Below are 24,934 nucleotides of genomic sequence, written 5' to 3' on the forward strand. Positions count from 1 at the left end.
CTCGGTTTGGTTCGGACTGTCGAGCCGCGGCGGCCTGTGCGCGCGATTGAGCAATTCTGGCTTCCGTTCTGGTCTGCGTTCGTGTCGATTCACACACGTTCGGTGGTGATATGCCGTCGTATCGATTCGTCGCGCACGGCCCACTGGATTGAAACAGGGAAATGGTTCGGTTCTACCGAGGAGAACCAACCTCGAGTTCGCGAACCGAGTGTGTGGTGACTCTCGAATTCGACGTCCTGTCCGACATGAACTCCCCTCCCCACCAGGCGTACGACACGTTCGACCACGTCGGCGTTCGTGCTGCACTCACATGCACACGCGAGACCGTCGGCCAACCGCCGAAAGCCGACCCGAAATTCAGCGTCGAGCATCCCAGCGGCTTACAAAGATACAACATCGGCAGGATTCTTTTGTGCGGTAATCATAAGAACCATCGATCGCCAACTCCAGCCTGTTACAGAAGTGACCCCGAGTGCTACCCGAACAGGCGCTATTCGGTCGAACGAATGACTGCCCACGCCGCGTCGCACAGCATTGTCCGACCCGTATCGAACCTGTCGTTGTGATCGACCCACCGTTTACCGACTCGACGATTGTTTCAGGAGGCGGAGCGGCGGCGCCCGACCACGAGCGTCGCGCCGAGGGCTCCGACTGCCGCCAGACACAGCACCAGTTCCGATCCGAAGCCGATTCGTGTCGCGACGGTGAGGGATTGTCGCAGTACAACACTGGAAACCAGCACGTCGGGAGTGAACAGCGGCGAATCCTGCAGAACCTCTCCGTCCGGCGCCACGATCGCGCTCACACCACTCGTGGCGGCCACCACGACAGTTCTGCCGTGCTCGACGGCGCGCACCCTGGACATCGCGAGTTGTTGGTAGGTCATTTCGGTGTCGCCGAAGGTCGCGTTGTTGGTTGGAATTGCAATGAACTCCGCGCCCGATCGGACCGATTCCTCGAGGGCGCGATCGAATGCGACTTCGTAGCAGGTCGCTATTCCGGCTGCTATTCCCCCGGCGCGGACAACTCCGTTTCCGTTACCGGGAACGAAATAACCCGCTCGGTCGGCATATTCCGAGAACAATCGAAAAAAACTTCGGAATGGCAAGTATTCGCCGAACGGTTGAATTATCTTCTTGTCGTGCCGCTCACCGGGCCCGTCCGTACCGTTCCACGCAATCACCGAATTCGTGTTCGTGCCATCGGCATTGACGAGTACGGTCCCGACGAGAATCGGAGCCCCCACAGCCACGGACGCCTGCGTGATGAGAGTTGCAGCGTCGGCATTTCTCAATGGATCTATGTCGGAGGCATTCTCGGGCCACACGACGAGATCCGGGGCAGGTTGCATGCCTGCCTCGACGTCGGCGGCCAAACTCATCGTTTCACGGACGTGATTGTCCAGCACCGCTCGCCGCTGGGCGTTGAAGTCCAGACCCAGACGCGGAACGCTTCCCTGGACGGCTGCGATCGTCACGGTCCGTTCGTCGCCTTCCGGTGCGTCGTTGCTGTGCAGCGTGGGTAGCAGCGCCACGGCCGCTATGGACGCGACCGTCGTGGCGGCGACCGGCCCGAGGAACGAACGCACTCCGTCGCGCCGAGTGCCCGCGACCAGCAGCGCGGCCGTTCCGGTTCCGGTCAGTGCCACACCGAAACCGAGCAACGGTGCACCCCCGATGCTCGCCAAGGGAAGCAGCCAGCCCTCGGGTTGTCCGAACGCCAACCGGCCCCACGGGAAACCGCCGAAGGGAACACTGGACCGAAGCCACTCGGTCAGGCTCCAGGCCAATGCCATCGACACGGGCCACCAGGCACTCCGTGCTGCGACCACACCGAGCACTCCGAACAAGCCGACGAAGACGGACTCGGCGGCGGCGAGCGCCAGCCAGGGCATCGGTCCCACGTAGACACCGATCCACGGGAGCAGTGGAACGAAGAATCCGAGTCCGGCGGCACAGCCGTAGCCGAATCCCGCTTTCAGCGACAGCGGACTTCGGCCGCCGAAGCCGGTCAGGACGAGGGCCAGCAGCGCGATTCCGAGCGGTGCCAGAAACCACAGGGTTCGCGGAGGAAAGCTCGCAAATATCAGGGCACCACCGGCAACGGAGAGTGCAGTGGACATCGAGGCTCGTCGTAGTCGCCCCGCCGACGAGGCCCCGGCCCCGACACCCGAGGTGGACTCAGTTCTCATGGATGACCTGCCCACGATGGACGGTCATCGAGCACTGTGGGCTCGTGGACGACGGGTCGAGACCCGGCAACGGAGATACCCCCGCACGGGGGTCCGTCGACCAGCGTTGCACGCTGTCCTTGGGCGCTCGGACGACGAGTTCGTCGACCTCCCACACCGCGAAGGACGCGGGCGCTCCCGGCACCAACGTTCCCGCCAATCCGTCTCGGACTCCGCCCGCACGCCACGCTCCGCGGGTACTGGCAGAGAAAGCGGCCCGAGGCGAGATGGCACTGCCCGGCGTGCGGTGGTTGACCGCGGCTCTGATCGTCGCCCACGGATCGAGTCGGGTGACCGGCGCATCCGAACCGAATGCGAGCGCCACCCCCGCCGACGCCAGGCGCGCGAACGGATGGAGCGCCGACGCACGATCTGCGCCGAGTCGCGCCGAGTACAGCCCGTCCGAACCACCCCACAGGGCATCGAACATCGGTTGCATGCTGGCTATGACGCCCCACGAGGCCAATTTGTCGGCCTGTTCGGGTGCGACCATCGCCAGATGTTCGAGCCGATGCCCGCACGCGGCGACGGCAGGAGTTCCGAGCTCGGCCACCACCCGCTCGAACGCTGTGACGGCAGCCGACACAGCCGCGTCGCCGATGACGTGGAAACCCGCCTGTGTCCCGGCGGTCGTGCACGCCGAGATGTGTGCGGCAATCGCATCGACGTCCTCGTACTGGACGCCCGATCCGGAGCCGTCGGCATAGGGCGACGACAGCCACGCGGTCCGCGACCCCAGCGAGCCGTCGACGAAGATGTCGCCGGCCAGTCCGTGGGCACCGGTGTCGCCGAGCAGCTGCCGCGCCTGCTCGGCCGTCTCGACCAGCTCGCCCCAGTATCCGCGAACCTCCACCCCGTGTTCGGTGGCCATCAGTTCGCGGAAGTCGTCGATACCCGACACGATCGGACCGGCACATTCGTGGACTGCGACGATTCCCTGCGCCGCAGCACTGTCGAGCGCAGCCGTTCGTGCCCGAGCGCGGGTATCGGGCGTGATCATCGACCGCGCTGTCTGCCGCGCGAGGTGATGCGCGGCAGCGGTGAGCGGGGACTGCTCCGAGAAGCCGGTGACGGATTCGATACCGGTCGCGGCGACGCGCAACGGCGTCGAGACGGCGGCCGAATGCGAATCGATGCGAGTGAGATACACCGGACGACCAGGAGCTGCCGCATCGAGGTCGGCTGTGGACGGTGCACGATGTTCGGGCCACCCGGTTTCGTCCCAGCCGTGTCCCCAGATCAGTGCGTCCGAGGACGATGATGCGTGTTCGGCGAGCACCCGTATGCAGTGTTCGAGCGAAGTGCAGCCGGACAGATCGAGTCCGATCAGCGACAGACCCAGATCGGTGACGTGCACGTGAGTGTCGACGAACGCCGGTGCCACGAAGGAGCCCGCCAAGTCGGTGATGCGGACTCCTGGATGGAGCGCTCGCCCGGTGCGGTCCTCACCGATCCAGCTGACGATTCCATCGGTCACGGCCATGGCGGTGGCGTCGGAGGCCATCGGACTGTAGATCCGTCCGCCGCAGAACAATTCGGTGGTCACGAACGACCAGTCTGCCCCTACCGGTGTGGCTTCCGGAAATCCCCGGCTGCGGGATCGAAGCGGTCGGCCTCGATCACCTGTCCCTCGAGTATCGGCGCAGAACCGGATGCATTCGGTGCTCGCGTGCTGTCGTCGAGGATCTCACCGTCGATGACGGTGGGGCGCATGCGCCGGGTGGCGGTAGCGACCTGTGGCAACCAGCGCGCGGCGGCCCACATCACCGCTGGGCGCAGTAGCCACCTGGTCGGCGGGATCAACAGCAGCAACCCGATCACCGTGGTCACCAGGCCGGGCACGAACATCGCGACCGACCCTGCGGCGAAGAGAGCGCCGTCGGCCACGGCACCGCCGGCCGATCGCTCGCCTCGCGATGCCCGCTGCAGACCGTCCAACACACGTCTGCCCTGCGATCGCACGAGGAGTGACCCCACCAGCGATCCACCGATCAGCAGCACGACGGTCCAGAGCACACCGAGCGCGCTTCCTACGGCGACCAGCGCTGCGACCTCGACCACGACATAGAGTACGAACAGAGCGAGCATGACGGTCCTTTCTTCGCTTCACCGGTACAACGCGCGGGGCATCGAAATAGCTCCCGACTTGCCGTGTTTGTCGGCAGATTCTCAGGAACCCGGCCGGACGAGGCCGGTTTCGTACGCCACGACGACGGCCTGGACTCGATCGCGGACGTCCAACTTCGTCAGGATTCGGCCGATGTGAGTCTTGATCGTCGCCTCGGACAGATGCAGGGCGGCCGCAATCTCGGCGTTGGACAAGCCGGTAGCCAAGTGCACCAGCACCTCGCGCTCGCGTCCGGTGAGAGCATCGAGAACGGCGGCATCGGTGGTCGACACGGACTGCTCGACGAACCTCGACAGCAAACGCTTGGTGACCTTCGGCGAGACGACGGCATCGCCTGCGGCGACGCTGCGAATCGCGGAGACCAGGTCCTCGGGTGGAGTGTCCTTGAGCAGGAATCCACTGGCCCCTGCCCGGAGTGCCCCGAGGACGTGTTCGTCGAGATCGAAGGTCGTCATCACCAGAACGTTGGCGTCCGAACCCGATTCGGTGATGCTGCGGGTGGCGGCGACGCCGTCGATGCCGGGCATGCGGACGTCCATCAGCACTACCGCCGGTGCCAGTCTGGCGACGGCCTCGACGGCACCCGCCCCGTCCGAGGCCTCCCCCACCACCTCGATGTCGTCCTGCGCCTCGAGCACCATGTTCAATCCCATGCGCATGAGTTCCTGGTCGTCCACGACGACAACGGTGATCGGCACCGACCCAACCTAGCCCTCACTCGATCGGCAGCGTTGCCCGCACGAGCCAATTGCCGTGCGGCGTCCGCCCGGCGTGCAGGGTGCCTCGAAGCACCGCTACTCGCTCGCGCATTCCGAGAAGTCCGTGTCCACCACCGTCCTCGGACGGTGGTGCGCCGGAGCCGTTGTCGGAGATCTCGACGGTGACCGCATCTTCTCCGCGAACCACCTTGACCACAGCGCGTGGCGCATGACCGGCGTGGCGGAGGACGTTGGTCAGCGATTCCTGCACCAACCGGTGCACTCCCAGGCTGATCGCCGGACTGATGTCGTCCAGGTTTCCGGTCTGTTCGAGCTCGACGTTCAATCCGGCGCGACCCATCATCTCCACGACACGGGCCAGACCGGCGGTGCCGTACTGGGGCATGTCGTCCGAGTCGGGCGAGGTTCGCAGCAACGCGACCGTTCGACGGAGCTCGGCCAATGCCGAACGGCCCGTTGCGGAGATGTTGGCCACGGCCTGCTCGGCGCGATCGGGATTGCGCCTGATGGCGTACGAGGCACCGTCGGCCTGCACCACCATGACACTGACGCTGTGGGCGATGACGTCGTGCAGTTCGCGTGCAATGCGAGTGCGCTCGGTGAGCACGGCCTCTTCGGCGCGTCGGTCCCTGTCGTACTCGGCCACGACGAGCCGGGCCTGAGTCGCTTCGTCGTACGCCCGGCGGGCACCGAGAAATTCCGCCGCAACCCACGACAGGGCGTACATCAGCGCGCTGAACAGCAGTGTCGTGAACACCGGTTGGGCGAACAGAAGCAGGTTCGCGGCGGTGTACACGGCGAGTGCGGCGGCATAGACGCCGCCCTGAACTCGACCGACGTACGCGACCAGCGTGTAGAGCATGATCGGCAGGGCGAGCGCTGCCGGGTGACCGTTGTACGCATCGCCCACCAGGCTGCCCGCTATGTCGGAGCTGAGCGTGGTGACGAGAGTCAGTGCTGCGATCGTGCGGGGCAGACGCCGCCGCCACGCGACGGGAATCGTCAGCACGACCGAGAAGACCAGGAACAACGGCCCGTTCAGACCGTCGACCGAGCTGACGAACACCAGAATGTCGACGACGAACAGCCCGACGGCCAGCAGAGCATCGGCCACGAACGGCTGCCCACGGAGCCACAGACTGAATCGACGCATGTGATTGAGTTTGCCGTATGACTGCCGCCGACTGGGGATTGCTGATGGTCGCGGCCACGGCCGCCGGTTGGGTCGACGCAGTGGTTGGCGGAGGTGGCCTCATCCTGTTGCCGGCGATTCTTCTCGTGGCACCTCAGCTGACGCAGCAGGCAGCGCTGGCGACGAACAAGGCGACTGCAGTGTTCGGTACCGTCGCCGCCGTCGTGACCTTCGCACGGAAGGTTTCGCTGAATTGGGCGGTGCTCGTTCCGGCCGGCGTCCTCGCCGCCGTGACCTCGGCGGCCGGCGCTGCTGCGGTGTCGTTGATCGATCGCGAGCTGTTCATCCCGATCATCATGGTGGTTCTCGTGGGTGTGGCAGTACTGGTCACCTGCCGTCCGACCATCGGCCTGACCGCGGCGCCGTCGCCGCCGACCCATCGCAAGGTTCTGATCGTCATCGGTTGTGCAGCCGCCGGAATCGGCTTCTACGACGGCATTCTCGGGCCCGGCACCGGAACGTTCCTCATCATCGTCTTCGCCACGATGCTCGGCACCGAGTTCGTGCGCAGCGCCGCGATGGCCAAGGTGATCAACGTCGGGTCCAATGTCGGTGCCCTCGCCTTCTTCGCCGTCACCGGCAGCGTCTACTGGCAACTCGGAGCAGTCATGGCGGTGTGCAACGTGTTCGGTGCCGTCCTCGGGTCAAGAACGGCGGTCGCCCGCGGTGCCGGATTCGTGAGAATCGTCCTGCTGGTCGTGGTCGTGGGGATGGTCGTTCGACTCGGCTGGCAACAATTCGGCTAGCGTCTTCAGGCGTGACGAGACAATCGGATCGGTCGGTCGACGCCGACTTCCTGGCTCTGCCCCTGCAGGCCCTCGCGGACGCCGCCCTGAGCACGGCTCGATCCGCCGGGGCAACGCATGCCGATGTTCGCGTGCAGCGCTTGACGACTCAGTCGATCTCGCTGCGCGACGGCTCGGTTCAATCGGCAATCGACGCCGGGGAGATTGGCCTCGCCGTACGAGTCGTGGTCGACGGCACCTGGGGTTTCGCATCGCACGCCGAACTCGGCACGGACGCAGCGGCCGAGACAGCGCGTAAAGCTGTCGAGGTGGCCACGGCACTGCGTGCGCTCAATCGTGAACGCGTCGAACTCGCCGCCGAGCCGGTGTACTCGAACGCGACGTGGACGTCGGAGTACGACATCGACCCGTTCGAGGTACCCACCACCGAGAAGGTGGCACTACTGGCGGAGTACTCCTCCCGGCTGGCGGCGTCGGACGGCGTCGATCACGTGACCGCCTCGGTTCTGCAGGTCAAGGAGCAGTCGTTCTACGCGGATCTGGCCGGCAGCAGCATCACTCAGCAGCGGGTGCGACTGCATCCACAATTCGAGGCCACCACGGTGGATCGATCTGCCGGTGCGTTCGAGACCATGCGCACCCTCGCTCCACCCGTCGGTCGAGGCTGGGAGTACCTGGGTGAGCACAGCACGTGGGACTGGGCCGACGAGCTGGCCCGGATCCCGGACTGGTTGGCCGAGAAGGTGAAGGCGCCGTCCGTCGTGGCAGGCCCAACGGATCTGGTGATCGACCCGACCAATTTGTGGCTCACCATTCACGAGTCGATCGGGCACGCAACGGAATACGATCGCGCCATCGGCTACGAGGCCGCCTACGCCGGCACGTCGTTCGCGACCCCGGACCAGTTGGGGACGCTGCGCTACGGATCGCCCATCATGCACGTCACCGCCGACCGGACCGAGATCAACGGCCTGGCCAGCATCGGTTGGGACGACGACGGAGTGGCGTCGCAGAGATGGGACCTGGTCCGCGACGGCACACTGGTCGGCTACCAACTCGATCGAGTGTTCGCCCCCAAACTCGGTCTCGAGCGGTCCAACGGATGTTCGTACGCCGATTCTCCGCATCATGTTCCGATCCAGCGGATGGCGAACGTATCGCTGCAGCCCGACCCCGATGTCGATCGATCCACCGCCGACGTCATCGGCGAGGTGGAGGACGGTATCTACGTCGTCGGAGACAAATCCTGGTCGATCGACATGCAACGCTACAACTTTCAGTTCACCGGCCAACGCTTCTACCGAATCCGCAACGGCGTGCTCGACGGCCAGGTGCGTGACGTGGCGTACCAGGCGACGACCACCGAATTCTGGGGCTCGATGGAACTGCTCGGCGGACCGTCCACGTGGCGACTCGGCGGCGCATTCAACTGCGGCAAGGCCCAACCCGGGCAGGTGGCCGCCGTAAGCCACGGGTGCCCCGTCGCGTTGTTCCGCGGCGTCAACGTCCTCAACACCCGATCGGAGGCAGGTCGATGATCGCGCCGCAGCTCGTGATCGAACGTGCACTCGCCTGCGCGAGTGTCGACGACACCATCGTGATCGTCACCGACTCCAGCGATGCAACACTGCGGTGGGCCGGAAACTCCATGACCACCAACGGAATTGCCACCTCCAGGCGCTGGGAAGTGATCTCGATCGTGCGAGAGGCCGACGTCGTTCGCGTCGGCACCGTGTCGTCGACGAGTGTCGATCCGGAGGACATCGAGGCAGTGGTTCGGGCGAGCGAGGCGGCGGCGCGATCGGCAGAGCCCGCCGAGGACGCGATGCCCTTGCTGCCTCGCGCGTCGGTCTCGGACCCGCACGACTGGGACCGCCGAGCACAACATACGTCGATCGACGTGTTCGGCTCGCTGGCAACGGAATTGAACGTCGGATTCGATGGTGAGGACGCGCTGTACGGATTCGCGCAGCACACCGTCGACAACGTCTGGCTCGGAACCTCGACCGGTGTGCGTCGTACTTTCACACAGCCCACCGGATCGGTCGAGATCAATGGAAAGCGATCCGGGGCGAGCGCCTGGGTGGGCACCGGCACCACCGACTTCCAGAACGTGTCGGCCGAGACGATGTTGGCGGAGCTGTCCACCCGACTCAAGTGGGCCCGAAACACCGTCGAACTGCCCGCCGGTCGCTATCAGACTGTGCTGCCCCCGTCGGCGGTGGCCGACCTGATGATCTACCTGATGTGGACCATGGAAGGCCGCGGAGCGCAGGAGGGTCGCACCGCACTCTCGCGGGCAGGTGGAACGCGAGTCGGTGAGAAACTCACCGACCTGCCGCTCACCCTGTACTCCGATCCACACGCATCCGGACTCGAGTACGCACCGTTCGTGGTGGCCGGGTCGTCGAGTGATTCGGTGTCGGTGTTCGACAATGGAATGGACATCGAGCGCGTCGACTGGATCCGCGACGGATCGGTCTCCGCCCTGGCCTACCCACGTGCAACGGCGCAGAAGTTCGGAGCTCCCGTCGCGGTCCCGGGCGAGAACCTCGTTCTGACGGGCGGCACGGACGTCGGTCTGGACAAGATGGTTGCCGACACCGAACGCGGGTTGCTCCTGACGACGCTCTGGTACATCCGTGAGGTCGATCCGACCTCGCTGCTGCTGACCGGGCTGACCAGAGACGGCGTCTATGCCATCGAGAACGGTCGAATCACCGGTGCGGTGAACAACTTTCGCTTCAACGAGAGCCCGCTGGATCTGCTGCGACGCGTCACCGAGGCGGGCGCAACCGAGGCGACACTGCCGCGCGAGTGGAAGGACTGGTTCACTCGCACGACGATGCCACCGCTACGCGTTCCCGACTTTCACATGTCGTCGGTCAGCGCGGCACAGTAGGGCCGGATTCTGGTCGTTCCTGCAGGCTCCACTCCTGCCCGGCCTACTTGTCGGGACCGGTCAGCTCGAGGGCGATGTTGTCGGGGTCTCGGAACTCCACGATGGACATGCCGGGGCCCGCGTCCTTGATGCCTTCGTGTGCAATGCCCAACTCGTCGAGCGTCTTGACGGCATCCTCGAGTGCGGCTCGGGTGTCGACGGTGAAGCTGAGGTGATCCAGTCCGCACCGGTCCTCGCCGAAGGTGTCGTCTTTCGGTGCGACCGGGCGCAGCCCGAGCAGCCCGCCGCCGAACTTGTAGATGACGCCGCCGAAGAGGAACCACAGGGCCTTCTTGGTCTCTTCGTCCGCGTCGGGATCCCAGGCGTAGGCGACGTCGAAGCCGAACACCGAGTCGTAGAACGACCGGGACCGGTCGATGTCACTGACGGTGAGGCGAACATGGTTGTAATCGGTCACTGCGATAGGCACGTGGTGCTCCATTCCGGCAGCAGGGGAAGCTGCCTCACGAAGCATTCGGAACTGCGCATACTAGCGATGGTGCCGACTTTCGCTACCTGGCGGCGGTGATCGCCAGTCCGACGGAACCGCTCTTGCCCCGGCGCAGCACACTGCCCTTGACGGTGAGCCACCCGAGAATTCCGTACTTCGAAGCGATGGCTGCCCGGGCCTTCTCGGTTCCGTCGGCATCGAGGATCTCGGCGGTGGCGTCGATCGCCTCGCCCTGAGGATTGCCGCGCATGTCGCACGGTGCCAGGGTGACTGCGGAGTTGCGGCGAATCCGTTTGACCTTCCACGAATCGGATACCGTCCAGACCAGCAGCCGATCCCCGTCGAGGGCACCCCACAGCGGGGTCGGTACCCCGGTGCCGTCCTTCTTGAACGTCGTCAGCAGTACGTACTTGCCCTTGGCAATGTCTTCGAAGGTGGCAGCCATACCGCTCAGAGTACGTCGCTACTCCCCTTCGAGCTCGCCCTCGGTTTCCAGATACACCTGGCGCAAGCCGTCGAGAACCTGCTTGTTCGGCTCGGCCCACATCTTTCGCTCCGCGGCCTCGAGCAGTCGCTCCGCGATACCGTGCAGGGCCCACGGATTGGACTGTTGCATGAACTTCTTGTTCTGCTCGTCGAGCACGTATGTCTCGGCCAGCTTCTCGTACATCCAGTCCTGAACCACGTCGGTCGTCGCGTCGTAGCCGAACAGGTAGTCCACGGTCGCCGCCATCTCGAACGCGCCCTTGTAGCCGTGCCTGCGCATGGCGTCGAGCCACTTGGGGTTCACCACCCGGGCGCGGAAGACTCGTGCGGTTTCCTCCGACAGTGTCCGCGTACGAACCGATTCCGGCCGTGTGCTGTCACCGATGTACGCCTCGGGCGACTTTCCGGTCAACGCGCGCACGGTCGCGACCATGCCGCCGTGGTACTGGAAGTAGTCGTCGGAATCGGCGATGTCGTGCTCACGCGTGTCGGTGTTCTTGGCGGCGACGGCAATGCGCTTGTAGGCGGTGCGCATGTCGTCCGAGGCCGGAACGCCGTCGAGACCGCGGCCGTACGCGAAGCCACCCCAGGTGGTGTAGACCTGCGCAAGGTCGTCGTCGCTGCGCCAGGTCTTGCTGTCGATCAGCTGGAGCAAACCGGCACCGTAGGTGCCCGGCTTCGATCCGAAAATGCGCGTCGTGGAACGTCGTTCGTCGCCGTGCTCGGCCAGATCGGCCTGCGCATGGGCTCGCACGTAGTTCTGCTCGGCCGGCTCGTCCAACGCGGCGACCATCCGGACCGCATCGTCGAGCAACGCGAGAACGTGGGGAAACGCGTCGCGGAAGAAGCCGCTGATCCGGACCGTCACGTCGATGCGGGGACGGCCGAGCTCGACGAGGTCGATCACCTCGAGCCGCGTCACCCTGCGCGATGCCTCGTCCCACACCGGCGAGACCCCCAGCAGAGCGAACACTTCTGCGATGTCGTCGCCGGAGGTGCGCATGGCCGAGGTACCCCACACCGAGAGTCCGACGGATTTCGGCCACTCGCCGTGATCCTGGCGGTAGCGAGCGAGAAGTGATTCCGCCATCGCCTGCCCGGTCTCCCAGGCCAACTTCGAGGGCACGGCCTTCGGGTCGACGGAGTAGAAATTGCGGCCGGTGGGGAGAACGTTGATCAGCCCGCGCAGCGGGGAACCGCTCGGCCCGGCCGCGATGAACCCGCCGTCGAGCGCGTGCAGCACCTGAGCGATCTCGCGTGAGGTTCCGCGCAGACGCGGAACGACCTCGGCTGCGGCGAACTCGAGAATCTGGGTGACCACGCCGCCGTGCTCACCCGCGACCCGTGCGGCAGCTGCGGGATCCCACTGCGCTGCCTGCATCGCCGCGACCAACCCGTGGGCCACGGCCTCGATACTGTCGACGCGGGTCCGGTCCTCGTCGCCGTCCTCGCTGAGCCCCAGTGCTTCTCGCAGACCGGGAACCGTCTGTTCTCCACCCCACATCTGCCGAGCTCGGAGCATCGCGAGCACCAGTTCGACCTCGGCGTCTCCGACGGGTTCCTGGCCCAAAATGTGCAGTCCGTCGCGGATCTGTACGTCCTTGATCTCGCACAGCCACCCGTCGACGTTCAGCAGCATGTCGTCGAACACTTCTTCGTCGGGGCGCTCCTCGAGCCCGAGGTCCTTGTGCATCTGCGCCGCCGTCATCAGGGTCCAGATTTGCTGGCGGATGGCGGGCAGCTTGGCCGGGTCGAGTGCCGAGATGTTCGCGTGCTCGTCGAGCAGTTGCTCGAGGCGGGAGATGTCGCCGTAGCTCTCCGCGCGCGCCATCGGCGGAATCAGGTGATCGACGAGGGTGGCGTGCGCTCGACGCTTGGCCTGCGTGCCCTCCCCCGGATCGTTGACGAGGAACGGGTAGATCAACGGCAGGTCTCCCAGGGCCGCATCGGTTCCGCAGGAAGCGGACATACCGAGTGTCTTGCCCGGCAGCCATTCCAGGTTCCCGTGCTTGCCCAGGTGCACCATGGCGTCGGCACCGAAGCCGCCGTCGGCCTGCGTGGCCGAGATCCACCGGTAGGCCGCCAGATAGTGATGGCTCGGCGGCAGGTCCGGGTCGTGATAGATCGCAACCGGCTTCTCGCCGAATCCGCGCGGCGGTTGCACCATGATCACCACGTTGCCGAATTGCATTGCAGCGATGACGATCTCACCGTCCGGATCGGCAGATCGATCAACGTAGAGATCACCCGGTGCCGGGCCCCAGTGCTCGACGACGCCGTCGCGCAGATCCGCGGGAAGCTTCTCGAACCACCGGCCGTACTGCGCGGCCGAGATACGAATGGGATTGCCCTCGAGCTGGGCATCGGTGAGCCAGTTGGGATCCTGGCCGCCGCGGGCGATCAGCGCATGGATGAGGGCGTCACCGTCGCGGGCAGCCAGACCCGGCACCGAGTCCGGGCCGTCGAGGGGACCGAGGTCGTAGCCGGCGGTGCGCATTTCGGACATCAACGCGATCGCGCTGGCCGGAGTGTCGAGGCCGACAGCGTTACCGATCCGCGCATGCTTGGTGGGATAGGCCGAGAACATCAGGGCGATACGGCGATCGGCGGCCGGAATGTGCCGCAGCCTCGCGTGCCGTACTGCAATGCCTGCTACTCGAGCGGCCCGCTCGTGGTCCGGCACGTACGTGGTCAAGCCGTCGTCGTCGATCTCCTTGAACGAGAACGGGACCGTGATGAGGCGGCCGTCGAACTCCGGAACGGCGACCTGCGTGGCGACGTCCAGAGGGGAGAGTCCGTCGTCGTTCTCGGCCCACGTCGCGCGAGAACTCGTCAGGCACAGTCCTTGCAGAATCGGCACATCGAGCGCGGCGAGCTCGGCGACGTCCCAGGCCTCGTCGTCGCCGCCGGCAGACGCGCCGGCAGGTTTGGTGCCACCGGCCGCGAGCACGGTCACGATCAGGGCGTCCGCCGACTTCAGGGTCTCGAGCAGATCGGCTTCCGCGGTGCGCAGGGAGGCGCAGTAGATCGGAAGCGCGGTGGCCCCGGCGTTCTCCACAGCCGTGGCGAGAGCATCGATGTACGTGGTGTTTCCGGCCAGATGCTGGGCGCGGTAGTACAGGATCGCGACCGTCGGCCCCGCGGACTGCGGAGCGGAGACTCGTTCGAGGTGGCCCCACGTCGGCAGGTGCCGTGGTGCATCGAAACCGTGCCCGGTCAGCAGCACCGTGTCGGAGAGAAAGTTGTACAGCTGACGAAGATTGTCCGATCCGCCCTCGGCCAGATAGTTGTGTGCCTGCGCCGCGACGTTGGCAGGCACCGTCGAAATCTCCATCAGATCGGCGTCGGGTGCCTGTTCACCGCCGAGCACGACGACCGGCAGTCCGGTGGCCAGAACCGCGTCGATGCCCGACTCCCACGATCGCCTCGACCCCAGGATGCGCACGATGATCAACTCCGCCGATTCGGCCATCGCCGGAATGTCCGCGGCGAGCAGCCGGGAAGGGTTGCCCCAGGTGAAGTCTGCTCCGCTGGCGCGGGCGCTGAGCAGATCGGTGTCCGACGTGGACAGCAACAAGAACACGGGTAACGCCCTCCTCGGGGGTTTCGCGCCCCTGACTTCGGTGGTTCGAATGATCGGTGAAAACTGCTCTTCGACTCGTCGGAGAGAGGGTCTGACTCCAGCCCCGACCCGAAGGATCGAAGGCCGTCACAGTGGCGCGACCGTACCGGATTCTCGCCGGTTTCCTCTCGGCCGGAGCCGTGGACATCGAATGCTACCGGGGCGAGCGGGGAATCGGGCCACCCGTTGCGCTTGTAGCCTGGTGACCATGAGTTCGCCAGAGAGGTCGGTGCCCGACGGCTGCCCAGGGGCGCTGACGACCCATCTGGCGGCGGACGGGCCGCTGGCACGAATCCGGCTGCCGGGTGGCGTCGTGTTGCCGGGGCAGATGCAGGTGTTGGCGCAGGCCGCTGCCGAGCTGGGTGACGGCACGTTGGAGCTGACCTCGCGGGGCAATATGCAGGTGCGGGCGGTGTCGGACCCGGACGACTTGGCGCGCAGGTTGGCCGACGCCGGGCTGCTTCCGTCCTCGACGCACGAGCGTGTCCGCAACATCCTTGCCTCTCCCCTCTCGGGCCGGGTGGGAGGTCTCACCGACGTGCGCGCGCTGGTCGGTGCGCTGGACGAGGGCCTGTGTGCACGACCCGATCTGGCACACCTGCCGGGTAGGACGCTGTTCGCGCTAGACGACGGCCGGGGCGACCTGTGCGGACTCGAATCGGATTTCGGCGCCTACGCCCAATCCGACGGGTCGTACGCACTGCTGTTGGCAGGCCGGGACAGTGGCGTGCGCGTGGACCGCGACAGTGTCGTGTCGATGCTGCTGAACTGCGCGGGCGCCTTCGTGGAACTTCGGCAGTCCCAGTGGCGGGTAGCCGAAATGGACGACGGCCCGGCCCGGATCCTCGACCGACTCGGTCTCGCGGCCGGCCCTGTCCTGCCGATGCCCGCACCCGTGGAGGTGCCACCGATCGGTTGGCTCGATCAGGACGACGGCCTGGTGGCGCTGGCGGCGGGACTGGCCAACGGTGTTCTCGGGGCGCGGCTCGCGGAGTTCCTCGCGGCGATCGACCGCCCGCTGATCATGACCCCGTGGCGATCGCTGATCGTGTGTGATCTGGACGAGGAACCGGCCGAACAGGTCGTCCGCGTGCTCGCCCCGATGGGACTGATCTTCGACGCGGCATCGCCGTGGATTCGAGTGAGCGCATGCACCGGATCGCCGGGGTGCGAGAAGTCGTTGGCCGACGTACGAGCCGACCTCTCCGCCGCGGTCGATGCCCGGATGACCCCGCGCGACGAACGGCAACACTGGTCCGGGTGCGAGCGGCGCTGTGGGCGACCCAAGGGCGAGGTCACCGACGTCATCGCCACGGGAATCGGCTACCGGGTCTCCTGAGCACAACGATACCGGCTTCCGACTGAGGGGTCCCTCTCCCCTATCGTGACACGCATGCACGACTACGTCCGCGACGGCGCGGAGATCTACCGACAATCGTTCGCGACCATCCGAGCCGAAGCAGATCTGTCTCGATTCGCACCGGACGTCGCACAGGTCGTCGTGCGCATGATTCACGCGGTCGGAGAGATCGATCTGACCGAGACCATCGGCTACACCCCAGCAGTCGTGACCTCCGCTCGCGCGGCACTGAACTCGGGCGCGCCGATTCTGTGCGACGCCAACATGGTCGCCGCCGGCATCACTCGTCGCCGTCTTCCGGCCGACAACGAGGTGCTGTGCACCCTGTCCGATCCTCGGGTACCGGATTTGGCTCGAAGTATGAACACCACGAGAACCGCTGCCGCACTGGAGTTGTGGGGCGACAAGCTCGGCGGTGCCGTCGTCGCCATCGGAAACGCTCCGACCGCTCTGTTCCACCTGATGGAGATGCTGGAGGCAGGGGCACCGAAACCCGCAGCGATCGTCGGCGGCCCGGTCGGATTCATCGGGGCGGCGGAGTCGAAGGAAGATCTGATCGCCGCGGGCCTCGGCGTCGAGTACCTGGTGGTCCGCGGTAGGCGTGGTGGCAGCCCCATCACCGTCGCCGCCGTCAATGCCATTGCGAGCGAACAAGAATGACCGGCACCGGAAAGCTGTGGGGAGTCGGAGTCGGTCCCGGCGATCCGGAGTTGTTGACCGTCAAGGCCGCTCGCGTGATCGCCGAGGCCGATGTGGTTGCCTTCCACAGTGCACAGCACGGTCGTAGCATCTCCCGCGGGCTGGCAGCCGGGTACATGCGGGACGGGCAGCTCGAGGAACATCTGGTCTACCCGGTGACCACCGAGACCACGGCGCACCCCGGTGGATATCAGGGTGCGATCGACGAGTTCTACGAGTCCGCCGCTTCGCGGTTGGCGGCTCATCTGGACGCGGGACGCTCCGTAGTGCTTCTCGCCGAGGGTGATCCGCTGTTCTACAGCTCTTACATGCACATGCACAAGCGGTTGGCCGACCGCTTCGAGGTCGAGATCGTGCCGGGCGTGACCTCGGTCAGTGCCGCCTCGGCTGCGCTGGCCACCCCGCTCGTGGAGCGCGACGAGGTGTTCACCGTGTTGCCCGGCACGCTGCCGGCAGACGAGCTCACTCGGCGACTGCGCGGCACCGACGCGGCCGTCATCATGAAACTGGGCCGGACCTACCCGACGGTGCTCGAGGCCCTGGAACGTTCCGGTCGGCTGGGTGAAGCGCGCTACGTGGAACGGGCCAGCACACCCGAGCAGCGGGTGCTCGACGCCGTCGACGCAGACAACGTTCCATACTTCTCGATGATCGTCGTACCGAGTCCCTCGAATCGAACCGAAACACCTACTTGCGCCGGTGAAGTGGTGGTCGTCGGCCTCGGACCCGGGGACGATGCATGGACGACGGACGAAGTGCGCGCCGAACTCGCCGCCGCCACCGATCTGGTCGGCTATGTCACCTACATCGATCGGGTACCGCAGCGCCCCGGTCAGATCCGGCACGCGAGCGACAACAAGGTCGAGTCGGAACGTGCGGCGTTCGCTCTCGATCTCGCCAAACAGGGTCGCCGCGTCGCCGTGGTCTCCTCGGGTGATCCCGGTGTGTTCGCGATGGCAACCGCGGTCATCGAGGTCGCGGCCGAGGAGCAGTGGAGCTCGGTCCCGGTGCGGGTGGTGCCCGGGATGACGGCAGCCAACGCCGTCGCCAGTCGGGTGGGCGCACCGCTCGGACACGACTACGCCGTCATCTCTCTGTCCGACCGCCTCAAGCCCTGGAACGTCGTGGCAGCGCGGCTCTCGGCGGTCGCCGGAGCCGATATGGCGATCGCGATCTACAACCCCGCGTCGAAGTCACGGACCTGGCAGGTTGCGGCAACGAAAGAGATTCTGCTCGAGCATCGTTCGCCACAGACACCCGTGGTCATCGGACGCGCGGTGGGCAGCCCGCAGGAATCCGTTCGCACCGTGGCGCTGGGCGAACTCGACCCCGAGTCGATCGACATGCGATGCCTGCTCATCATCGGATCGTCGATGACGACGGTGGTCGAGACGGGAAGCGGGCCGAAGGTGTTCACCTCCAGGCGTTATCCGTCGGCAGGCAGTTCTTAGCGATCCGTCAACCGGTCCACGGCGGCTGCGACGTCGAACACCGTCGGTGTCGAGCCGGTTCGCGTGGGACGGTCGACCATGAGAACCGGAATCGATGCCGCTCGGGCGGCATCGAGCTTGGCTCGCGTCATGTCGCCGCCGCTGTTCTTGGTGATCAGCAGGTCTATTCGGTTCTCTGCCAGCATCATCGACTCGTGGTCGACGTCGAAGGGGCCACGGCTCAGTTGCAGCGTCATGTGCGGCGGCACCGCACCGGTCGGAGGGTCGATCGCCCGGACCAGAAACCACGAGTGATCGACACTCGAGAAATGGTGAACACCCTGCCTGCCTGTCGTGAGGAACACCCGGCTGCCGGGGGTGATCGCCGACGCCGCGTCGGGCAGTGAGGCAACCGAGGTCCATCGATCACCCTCGCCCGCGGTCCACGGTGGCCGCGTCAGCACCAGGAGCGCGACCGACGTTGCCCGAGTGGCCTGCTCGGCGTGAGCGGCGATGGTGGAGGCGAACGGGTGCGTCGCGTCCACCACCACGTCGATTGCGTTGTCTCGCAGCCACACTGCAAGGGCATCCGGACCTCCGAATCCGCCGATGCGAGTCTCGCCGACGGGCAATTTCGGCTCGGCGACCCGGCCGGCCAGTGAGGTGACGGTCTCGATCCCCTGCACCGTGTCCAGAGCGGCCGCGAGTGCCCTCGACTCCGTCGTACCACCGAGAATCAGGACCTTCACCGTTTGGTCGCACTCCATTGTGTGACCGGCAGCTGCGGTCTCCACGTCGTGAACGTGCCGAGCGGTTCGCCGCGATAGATCTGGAACCTGCGGAGCTCGCCGCCGTACTTCGCCGCGGCGGTCAGCAACAACGAATCCGATTCGGCCGTCACCGAATTCGCGACCACTCGCCCACCGTTCCGCACCGCGTCCCAGCAGGCCTCGAGCATGTCGGTACCGGTCAACCCGCCACCGATGAACACTGCATCGGGTACGGCGTCCGAGACCGCCGCGAAACTTTCCGGGGCGCCGCCGTGGACAACGAGGCCCGGAACTCCCAGAAGCCGTGCATTGGTCTCGATCTGCTCACGGCGCGCATGCGAACTCTCGAACGTCACTGCACGACAGGATTCGTCGGTCCGCATCCATTCGATGGCAATGGTTCCCGATCCGCCCCCGATGTCCCACAACAGCTCTCCTGGCACCGGTGCCAACGCGCTGAGCGTCAATGCTCGAACCTCCCGCTTGGTCATCTGACCGTCTCCGGTGTACGCGGAATCGGCCAGGCCGGGAATGCGGGTGTGGCGGGCAGCGTCGGGATCCCGGACGCACAGCAGAGCAACGACATTGAGTGGATCGACGCCTTCGAACGTCGACTCTCCGGCGATCCCGCGGGCGACCCGCTCGGCCGGTCCGCCGAGCTGCTCGAGGACCGTCATCTCGCTCGCCCCGAAACCGTTGGCGGACAACATCACCGCGATCTCACCAGGAGTGCTGCTGCCCCGGCTCAACACCAGTATCCGACGACCGTCGGCCAACTCGGGCAACACCGTCTCGGCCGGGCTGTTCACCAGCGACACCGTCGTGGTGTGGTGGAGCGCCCAGCCCAAGCGAGCGCATGCCAACGACACCGAAGACGGGGCCGGGTACACCCGCAAGCGCTCGGCACCGAACTCCCGCGCCAACGTCACTCCGATGCCGTGGAACATCGGATCCCCGCTGGCCAGCACGCACACGCGAGAACCCGTGCAGGCGTCGATCATCGGCCGCAGATTCGGCACCAACGGACTGGGCCATGTCCTGGTCTCGCTGCAGTGCTCCTGTACTCCAGCGACCTGGCGCGCGGAGCCGAACACCACATCTGCTTGCTCGACGGCCCTGCGCGACGCGAGAGGCAGTCCGTCCCAGCCGTCCGCACCGATTCCCACGACCACGATCGGAGTGGGCACGGGTGCCACCATCAGCGCGGCATCCTGCGCCAGAGCCACTGCGGCAGTAGACGCATGGCGAAGAACACCGGTCGCAGCGTGCCGGGGATCCACACGGTGGCCCGACGCGTGCGCAGCGCAGCGACGACGCCGTCGGCCACCTGATCCGGCGTACTCGACATGGGTGCCGGGGTCATCCCCTCGGTCATCGAACCGATGACGAATCCGGGACGAACGAGCAGGAGGTGCACTCCGCTACCGTGCAGTGCGTCGCTCAGTCCGCTGGCGAAGCCGTCGAGACCGGCCTTCGCGGATCCGTACACGTAGTTGGCGCGTCGCACTCGAACCCCCGCGACCGACGAGAACACGACCAGGTCGCCACTCCCCTGTGCTCGGAGGATCTTCGATGCGTGCGTCAGCACCGAAACCTGAGCCAGGAAGTCGGTGGTGATGACGTCGAGAGCGTGCTGCGCGTCGTCCTCGGCGCGTGCTTGATCCCCGAGGATCCCGAACGCCAGCACCACGATCCCGATCGGGCCGTATCGCTCGGCCACCCGGCTCAGAAGCTCGGCGTGAGTGTCCATCTCGTTCGCGTCGAACTCGACGGTGTGAACGGCGTCCGCGCCTGCCTGCTCCACTCGTCGTTGCTGAGCATCGAGGTCGGTACTGCGCCGAGCTGCCAGTACGACGGTTCGCCCCGAGGCGAGTCGGGTGGCGACCTCGAGTCCGATCTCGCTGCGCCCGCCCAACAGCAACAGCGTTCCGGCCGCGGGTTCTGCTCGTCTGCTCACGACGACCAGTCTTGCCGATGAAATCGCATTCACTACAGTCGGGGCATGGCCGCCATCCCCGCAGACGCGACTGCCCTCGCCGACGACGCATTCGAGTTCCTTGCCGAGCGGCACCTCGCCACTCTGACGACACTGCGACCCGACGGAACCCCGCACGTCGTCGCCGTCGGCTTCACCTACGACGCCGAGGCCCGGTGTGCTCGGGTGATCACCAACGACGTGTCGCAGAAGGCGATCAACGCCGGCCGCGGTGCCTACGCCGCCGTCACTCAGATCGACGGTGCCCGCTGGCTGACGTTGGAAGGGCCCGCGTCGGTCCGGAACGACCGTGAATCGGTCGTCGATGCGGAGAACCGCTATGCGCAGCGCTACCGCGTACCCAGAGAGAACCCCACCCGAGTCGTCATCGAGATACAGGTGCAGCGTGTATTGGGTAGCCGTTCTCTGCTGAACCGCTAGCGCGTCGTCGGCTCCGTCGGCCACGGCAGAACCGTCAGGTTCGGCCACTCCGTCGTCCACCGGGCAGCCTTGGCCTCGTACACGTGTCGCATCGGCAGCCGCGGGTTCGGCCGCACGATTCCCCCGAACAGATCGTCGAATCCGTGCGGTGCGTACACGACATCGGTTCCGCCCTGGTCGGTGGTGATGCCGAAGGAGCACGTGGTGGACACGAAATGATCGATCGCATCCTCGGTACTTCGGTACGGCGCGATCGGAGTGCCGAAATGCTGTTCGTACCACAGGTGTACGCGCGCCTCGTTGCGCACTTCGACGTCCACCCCGAGGTCGTCGAACACCGAGGCCGCGCGCTCGATCACCTCGTTCTCCGCGTCGTAGGACAGGTCGGAGTCGTCGAAGTAGAAGAAGTCGTAGTCCCGAATGCCGGCACGAAGGTCCCGGCCGGCCAGGTGGTTCCAGACAGTCTGGAAGAGGCCACCTGCCGTCAGATACCACCCGGGAAGCCCGAGTTGCGGCGCGCGCCTCAGTATTTCGGCGACAGCCGGATTGGACCTGACGACCGAGACGAACTCGTCCTCGCCCGGACGCGTCACACCGGCAGGACGGCCAGAGCGTGAGGCCTGAGGTTGACCGACTCGCACCCGTCTGCGGTGACCACGACAATGTCTTCGATGCGTGCACCCCACTGCCCGCGGAAATAGATTCCCGGCTCGATGCTGAACGCCATCCCCTCGGTCAGCGTGATGTCGTTGCCCGCAACGATGTACGGCTCCTCGTGTACCGACAGGCCGATCCCGTGACCGGTGCGGTGCAGAAACGCCTCGCCGAGACCGGCGTCGACCAGGACGTCGCGGGCGGCCGCGTCGATGGACTGCGCCGTGACACCGGGCACCACCGCGTCGACAGCCGCCTGCTGCGCCCGCTCGAGTACCGCGTACTGCTCGGCGATCTCCGCCGACGGTTCGCCGAGACTGTATGTGCGGGTCGAGTCGGAGTTGTATCCTGGTGCGACGGGTCCGCCGATGTCGATCACCACGATGTCTCCTGCCTCGACGACTCGATCGGATACCTCGTGGTGTGGATCGGCACCGTGCGGCCCGGAACCGACGATGATGAATTCCGGTGCAGTGTGGCCTTCTTCGACGATCGCGGCAGCGATGTCCGCGGCGATCTGCGCTTCCGTTCGGCCCACCCGAAGCCATTCGCCCATCCGGGCGTGCACGCGGTCGATGGCATATCCGGCTCGCCGCAACGCGTCGATCTCGGCCGCATCCTTGACCATTCGGAGTTCGCGAAGCACGTCGGTGGCCAGAACCGGGACCGTGCCGAAGACACCCGCAAGCGGCACGAAATGCAGGGCGGGCATGGCGTCGGCAACGGCTGTTCTCGTTCCGCCGGGAACTGCTGCTGCCACCAGTGCGTACGGATCCACACCGTCGACCCAGTCGACGAGAGTCAGAGACAGTTCCTGCGCTGCGGAATCGCCCAGTGCGGCGAGCTCGAGCCGCGGAACGACGACCGTGGGGGTGCTGCCGTCCGCCGGAACGACCAGCGCGATGAGCCGCTCGAACGAGCTGGCCTTCGACCCGATCAGGTACTGCAGATCCGGCCCCGGGGTGATCAGCAGGGCATCCAGGCCTGCATCCGACGTCAGGCGAGCCGCGCGGGCGAGTCTGGACGCGTAGACATCGCTGGAGAAACGTGAGGAACTGACCGAAGAATCGACACTCATACCTTCAGGCTAATGCCGTACGGCAAGATGAGCCCCATGACCGCCCCCGGAAAGTCTCCGTTGCTGCTCCTCGACGGTGCGAGCCTGTGGTTCAGGGCCTACTACGCACTGCCCGAGTCGATTACGGCCCCCGACGGGCGACCCGTCAATGCCGTGCGCGGCTTCCTCGACATGATCTCGGCGTTGATTGCGCGCACCGAACCCGGCCGACTTGCAGTGTGTCTCGATCTGGACTGGCGGCCACAGTTCCGCGTCGACCTCGTGCCGTCCTACAAGGCGCATCGTGTTGCCGAGGCCACGCCGGAGGTCGCCGAGAGCGAAGAGGTGCCGGAAACGCTGACACCACAGGTGGACATGATCATGGATGTGCTCGCCGCGTTGGGGATCGCGACTGCAGGCGCAGACGGTCTCGAAGCCGACGATGTGCTGGGAACCCTGGCCGCGCGCGAGCGTCAGGACCCGGTGGTCGTGGTCAGCGGAGACAGAGACCTGCTTCAAGTTGCCGCCGACGAGCCGAACGAGGTGCGCGTTCTGTATGTGGGACGCGGCCTGGCGAAAGCCGAACTGTTCGATCCCGCAATGGTTTCCGAGCGCTACGGGGTGCCGCTCCATCGTGCGGGCGCGGCGTATGCGGAACTCGCCCTGCTGCGCGGCGATGCCTCGGACGGTCTGCCCGGAGTGAAGGGCATCGGGGAGAAGACCGCGTCGACGCTGATGCTGCAGTACGAATCCGTGGAAGCGTTGCGCGCTGCTGCACTCGACCCGTCGTCGGACATGGCCAAGGGCATCCGCGCGAAACTGGCCAATGCGAGCGACTACCTGGACGCGGCGCTGCCGGTTGTCCGAGTCGTCACCGACGCCGACGTCGTCCTGTCGAAGTCCGACGAGATTCCCGCCGAGCCCGCCGACGTCGATGCACTGAACTCGCTCGCCGAGACTCTCGGCATCGAGAACGCCGTGGCCCGCCTCGTCGCTGCGATGGCGGCCACGGCGTCGACGACCTGATCGTGTGACCTGAGCGGGTCTACTCGGGCAGGGAGATTTCGTAGTTGGCGTCGTCGTCGAGGAAGGTCAGCGTCACGGTCTTGAACGCACCGTCGACAGTCAGGGTGCACTCGACACTGGTCTGGGCCACGACCTCGATGTCCTGGGGACAGGACACACCGGAGACGTCGGACGCACCGTAGGACTCGGTGACGACCGTGCGAACACCCTCCTCGGCCGCCGCAGTATCGAGGGTGGTCGTTCGACCGAAAGCGAAGAACGACACCACAGCGATCACGGCGAGCACTGCGACCACGGCACCCGCGATGATCAGGGGCTTCTTCGATCGAGCCCCGGCCTGCCCTGGCCCCTGCTGATTCGGATACTGCTGGTTGGGATACTGCTGGTTGGGACTCCACGGCTGCTGTGGTTGCTGGCCGGACGGACCCGGCCCGTATTGCCCACCACCGAATTGCGGTGGTGCGTACGGATTCTGGTACCCCGCATCGCCCGATGCAGGCGCGCCGTACTGCTGACCGGCGGGGTAGTGCGCGGTGGGGTTCTGCCCCTGGGGGTAGCCGCCCTGTGCATTCGGGGCCGAGGGGTACTGCCCCTGCGGATAGCCGGCAGGTGGGTACTGACCTTGGGGGTACTGGCCCTGGGGGTACTGACCCTGAGGATATTGCCCCTGTGTGTATTGACCCTGAGGATATTGCCCCTGCGGGTACTGGCCGCCGGGTTGTTGCGGGTTCTGCCCGTAGCTCTGACCGGGTTCGCCGTACGGCGTGGCCTGCGGCTGTCCGTACTGACCCCACGCCGACGGCGTCGGAGTCTGTGACTCGGCGGAAGGAGCAGGCTGCGTGTCCGGTGTGTCGTTCGCGGCACCGTCCTGCTGATCGGGCGTGCGCGACCAGCTGTTGTCCGGATCGGTCGGACCGTATGGGCCGCTCATCTCGCCTCCACTGAAAATTCGGATTCGTCGGGGGTACAGTAACCCGCCCGTACGACTCTCTGCTGTACCGACCCGG

The 24,934-nt window shown here is 66.1% G+C and carries 22 protein-coding genes; 8 read left to right on the forward strand and 14 right to left on the reverse strand.

What is annotated here, in order from left to right; all coding sequences use genetic code 11:
* Nucleotides 1-598: 598 nt before the first annotated feature.
* The 5 genes from lnt to QM615_RS00775 form a co-directional block, all read right to left on the reverse strand.
* Nucleotides 599-2,122, reverse strand: a complete 1,524-nt coding sequence (gene lnt, locus QM615_RS00755; protein WP_149405761.1) for an apolipoprotein N-acyltransferase — start codon at nt 2,120-2,122, stop codon at nt 599-601.
* 58 nt (nt 2,123-2,180) lie between these two features.
* On the reverse strand, nt 2,181-3,734 hold the full coding sequence (locus QM615_RS00760; protein ID WP_502941863.1) for an amidohydrolase: 1,554 nt from the start codon (nt 3,732-3,734) through the stop codon (nt 2,181-2,183).
* A gap of 59 nt (nt 3,735-3,793) precedes the next feature.
* Entirely contained in the window at nt 3,794-4,318 is a 525-nt protein-coding gene (locus tag QM615_RS00765; RefSeq protein ID WP_094641784.1) for an FxsA family protein, read from the reverse strand.
* 81 nt (nt 4,319-4,399) lie between these two features.
* Nucleotides 4,400-5,056, reverse strand: coding sequence for a response regulator (locus QM615_RS00770; protein ID WP_269594096.1), 657 nt, complete (start codon nt 5,054-5,056; stop codon nt 4,400-4,402).
* Nucleotides 5,057-5,072: 16 nt separating this feature from the next.
* On the reverse strand, nt 5,073-6,230 hold the full coding sequence (locus QM615_RS00775) for a sensor histidine kinase (RefSeq protein ID WP_094641788.1): 1,158 nt from the start codon (nt 6,228-6,230) through the stop codon (nt 5,073-5,075).
* A 17-nt stretch (nt 6,231-6,247) separates the two neighbouring features.
* On the opposite strand from QM615_RS00775, the gene QM615_RS00780 reads away from it, so the two are divergent.
* Genes QM615_RS00780 through QM615_RS00790 form a run of 3 tightly spaced genes read left to right on the forward strand, consistent with a single transcriptional unit; the run spans nt 6,248 to nt 9,917 of the window.
* Nucleotides 6,248-7,015, forward strand: a complete 768-nt coding sequence (locus QM615_RS00780) for a TSUP family transporter (protein ID WP_094641790.1) — start codon at nt 6,248-6,250, stop codon at nt 7,013-7,015.
* Between the two features lie 11 nt (nt 7,016-7,026).
* Nucleotides 7,027-8,553 (forward strand): TldD/PmbA family protein, encoded by a 1,527-nt coding sequence (locus tag QM615_RS00785; RefSeq protein WP_269594097.1) that lies wholly within the window; start codon nt 7,027-7,029, stop codon nt 8,551-8,553.
* Nucleotides 8,550-9,917: a metallopeptidase TldD-related protein gene (locus tag QM615_RS00790; RefSeq protein WP_149405766.1), complete on the forward strand. Its 1,368-nt coding sequence runs from the start codon at nt 8,550-8,552 to the stop codon at nt 9,915-9,917. The genes QM615_RS00785 and QM615_RS00790 overlap by 4 nt, the downstream gene beginning before the upstream one ends.
* A 43-nt stretch (nt 9,918-9,960) precedes the next feature.
* Here the strand turns inward: QM615_RS00790 and QM615_RS00795 are convergent, their stop codons facing one another.
* The 3 genes from QM615_RS00795 to cobN all read right to left on the reverse strand — a co-directional run bounded on the left by QM615_RS00795 (nt 9,961) and on the right by cobN (nt 14,476).
* Nucleotides 9,961-10,386, reverse strand: coding sequence for a VOC family protein (locus QM615_RS00795; RefSeq protein WP_149405767.1), 426 nt, complete (start codon nt 10,384-10,386; stop codon nt 9,961-9,963).
* 82 nt (nt 10,387-10,468) lie between these two features.
* Nucleotides 10,469-10,852, reverse strand: coding sequence for a PPOX class F420-dependent oxidoreductase (locus tag QM615_RS00800; RefSeq protein ID WP_149405768.1), 384 nt, complete (start codon nt 10,850-10,852; stop codon nt 10,469-10,471).
* Nucleotides 10,853-10,870: 18 nt separating this feature from the next.
* Nucleotides 10,871-14,476: a cobaltochelatase subunit CobN gene (cobN, locus tag QM615_RS00805; protein WP_149405769.1), complete on the reverse strand. Its 3,606-nt coding sequence runs from the start codon at nt 14,474-14,476 to the stop codon at nt 10,871-10,873.
* A gap of 247 nt (nt 14,477-14,723) precedes the next feature.
* Here cobN and cobG point away from each other — a divergent pair, with 247 nt between their 5' ends.
* The 3 genes from cobG to cobJ are packed head-to-tail and all read left to right on the forward strand — an operon-like array spanning nt 14,724 to nt 18,025.
* Nucleotides 14,724-15,854, forward strand: a complete 1,131-nt coding sequence (cobG, locus tag QM615_RS00810; protein WP_149405770.1) for a precorrin-3B synthase — start codon at nt 14,724-14,726, stop codon at nt 15,852-15,854.
* A 54-nt stretch (nt 15,855-15,908) separates the two neighbouring features.
* Nucleotides 15,909-16,535 (forward strand): precorrin-8X methylmutase, encoded by a 627-nt coding sequence (locus QM615_RS00815; RefSeq protein WP_068050694.1) that lies wholly within the window; start codon nt 15,909-15,911, stop codon nt 16,533-16,535.
* Nucleotides 16,532-18,025 carry a precorrin-3B C(17)-methyltransferase gene (cobJ, locus tag QM615_RS00820; protein WP_149405771.1) on the forward strand — a complete coding sequence of 498 codons (1,494 nt, stop codon included), beginning with the start codon at nt 16,532-16,534 and terminating at the stop codon, nt 18,023-18,025. Before QM615_RS00815 ends, cobJ begins: the two co-directional genes overlap by 4 nt.
* On the opposite strand, the gene QM615_RS00825 is transcribed toward cobJ, so the two are convergent.
* From QM615_RS00825 to dprE2, 3 genes are read right to left on the reverse strand one after another with little or no spacing between them, the layout of a single operon-like run.
* Nucleotides 18,022-18,771 carry a cobalt-precorrin-6A reductase gene (locus tag QM615_RS00825; protein WP_149405772.1) on the reverse strand — a complete coding sequence of 250 codons (750 nt, stop codon included), beginning with the start codon at nt 18,769-18,771 and terminating at the stop codon, nt 18,022-18,024. The genes cobJ and QM615_RS00825 overlap by 4 nt on opposite strands.
* Nucleotides 18,750-19,973 (reverse strand): precorrin-6y C5,15-methyltransferase (decarboxylating) subunit CbiE, encoded by a 1,224-nt coding sequence (cbiE, locus tag QM615_RS00830; protein ID WP_149406011.1) that lies wholly within the window; start codon nt 19,971-19,973, stop codon nt 18,750-18,752. Before cbiE ends, QM615_RS00825 begins: the two co-directional genes overlap by 22 nt.
* Nucleotides 19,973-20,731 (reverse strand): decaprenylphospho-beta-D-erythro-pentofuranosid-2-ulose 2-reductase, encoded by a 759-nt coding sequence (gene dprE2 / locus QM615_RS00835; RefSeq protein ID WP_149405773.1) that lies wholly within the window; start codon nt 20,729-20,731, stop codon nt 19,973-19,975. The genes cbiE and dprE2 overlap by 1 nt, the downstream gene beginning before the upstream one ends.
* 45 nt (nt 20,732-20,776) lie before the next feature.
* Between dprE2 and QM615_RS00840 the strand changes: the two genes are divergently transcribed.
* Entirely contained in the window at nt 20,777-21,190 is a 414-nt protein-coding gene (locus QM615_RS00840; RefSeq protein WP_068050764.1) for a TIGR03618 family F420-dependent PPOX class oxidoreductase, read from the forward strand.
* On the opposite strand, the gene QM615_RS00845 is transcribed toward QM615_RS00840, so the two are convergent.
* The gene (locus QM615_RS00845; RefSeq protein WP_149405774.1) at nt 21,187-21,783 is read right to left on the reverse strand and encodes a nucleotidyltransferase family protein; all 597 of its coding nucleotides are present in this window, start codon (nt 21,781-21,783) and stop codon (nt 21,187-21,189) included. The two genes, QM615_RS00840 and QM615_RS00845, sit on opposite strands and share 4 nt — an antisense overlap.
* Entirely contained in the window at nt 21,780-22,922 is a 1,143-nt protein-coding gene (locus tag QM615_RS00850; RefSeq protein ID WP_149405775.1) for a M24 family metallopeptidase, read from the reverse strand. Before QM615_RS00850 ends, QM615_RS00845 begins: the two co-directional genes overlap by 4 nt.
* A gap of 27 nt (nt 22,923-22,949) precedes the next feature.
* On the opposite strand from QM615_RS00850, the gene QM615_RS00855 reads away from it, so the two are divergent.
* On the forward strand, nt 22,950-23,927 hold the full coding sequence (locus QM615_RS00855) for a 5'-3' exonuclease (protein ID WP_149406012.1): 978 nt from the start codon (nt 22,950-22,952) through the stop codon (nt 23,925-23,927).
* 19 nt (nt 23,928-23,946) lie between these two features.
* Here the strand turns inward: QM615_RS00855 and QM615_RS00860 are convergent, their stop codons facing one another.
* Nucleotides 23,947-24,858: a DUF4333 domain-containing protein gene (locus QM615_RS00860; protein WP_149405776.1), complete on the reverse strand. Its 912-nt coding sequence runs from the start codon at nt 24,856-24,858 to the stop codon at nt 23,947-23,949.
* Nucleotides 24,859-24,934: the final 76 nt, after the last annotated feature.

It is taken from the genome of Rhodococcus sp. IEGM 1341 (genome assembly GCF_030056895.1).
Taxonomy (GTDB): Bacteria; Actinomycetota; Actinomycetes; order Mycobacteriales; family Mycobacteriaceae; genus Rhodococcoides.

Bases quoted from the DNA above. Each gene is read 5' to 3' on its own strand.
- lnt (WP_149405761.1), bottom strand. From the start codon at position 2,122: ATGTCCACTGCACTCTCCGTTGCCGGTGGTGCCCTGATATTTGCGAGC.
- QM615_RS00760 (WP_502941863.1), bottom strand. From the start codon at position 3,734: ATGGCCTCCGACGCCACCGCCATGGCCGTGACCGATGGAATCGTCAGC.
- QM615_RS00765 (WP_094641784.1), bottom strand. From the start codon at position 4,318: ATGCTCGCTCTGTTCGTACTCTATGTCGTGGTCGAGGTCGCAGCGCTG.
- QM615_RS00775 (WP_094641788.1), bottom strand. From the start codon at position 6,230: ATGCGTCGATTCAGTCTGTGGCTCCGTGGGCAGCCGTTCGTGGCCGAT.
- QM615_RS00780 (WP_094641790.1), top strand. From the start codon at position 6,248: ATGACTGCCGCCGACTGGGGATTGCTGATGGTCGCGGCCACGGCCGCC.
- QM615_RS00790 (WP_149405766.1), top strand. From the start codon at position 8,550: ATGATCGCGCCGCAGCTCGTGATCGAACGTGCACTCGCCTGCGCGAGT.
- QM615_RS00800 (WP_149405768.1), bottom strand. From the start codon at position 10,852: ATGGCTGCCACCTTCGAAGACATTGCCAAGGGCAAGTACGTACTGCTG.
- cobG (WP_149405770.1), top strand. From the start codon at position 14,724: ATGAGTTCGCCAGAGAGGTCGGTGCCCGACGGCTGCCCAGGGGCGCTG.
- QM615_RS00815 (WP_068050694.1), top strand. From the start codon at position 15,909: ATGCACGACTACGTCCGCGACGGCGCGGAGATCTACCGACAATCGTTC.
- cobJ (WP_149405771.1), top strand. From the start codon at position 16,532: ATGACCGGCACCGGAAAGCTGTGGGGAGTCGGAGTCGGTCCCGGCGAT.
- QM615_RS00825 (WP_149405772.1), bottom strand. From the start codon at position 18,771: ATGGAGTGCGACCAAACGGTGAAGGTCCTGATTCTCGGTGGTACGACG.
- cbiE (WP_149406011.1), bottom strand. From the start codon at position 19,973: ATGGTGGCACCCGTGCCCACTCCGATCGTGGTCGTGGGAATCGGTGCG.
- QM615_RS00840 (WP_068050764.1), top strand. From the start codon at position 20,777: ATGGCCGCCATCCCCGCAGACGCGACTGCCCTCGCCGACGACGCATTC.
- QM615_RS00850 (WP_149405775.1), bottom strand. From the start codon at position 22,922: ATGAGTGTCGATTCTTCGGTCAGTTCCTCACGTTTCTCCAGCGATGTC.
- QM615_RS00855 (WP_149406012.1), top strand. From the start codon at position 22,950: ATGAGCCCCATGACCGCCCCCGGAAAGTCTCCGTTGCTGCTCCTCGAC.
- QM615_RS00860 (WP_149405776.1), bottom strand. From the start codon at position 24,858: ATGAGCGGCCCATACGGTCCGACCGATCCGGACAACAGCTGGTCGCGC.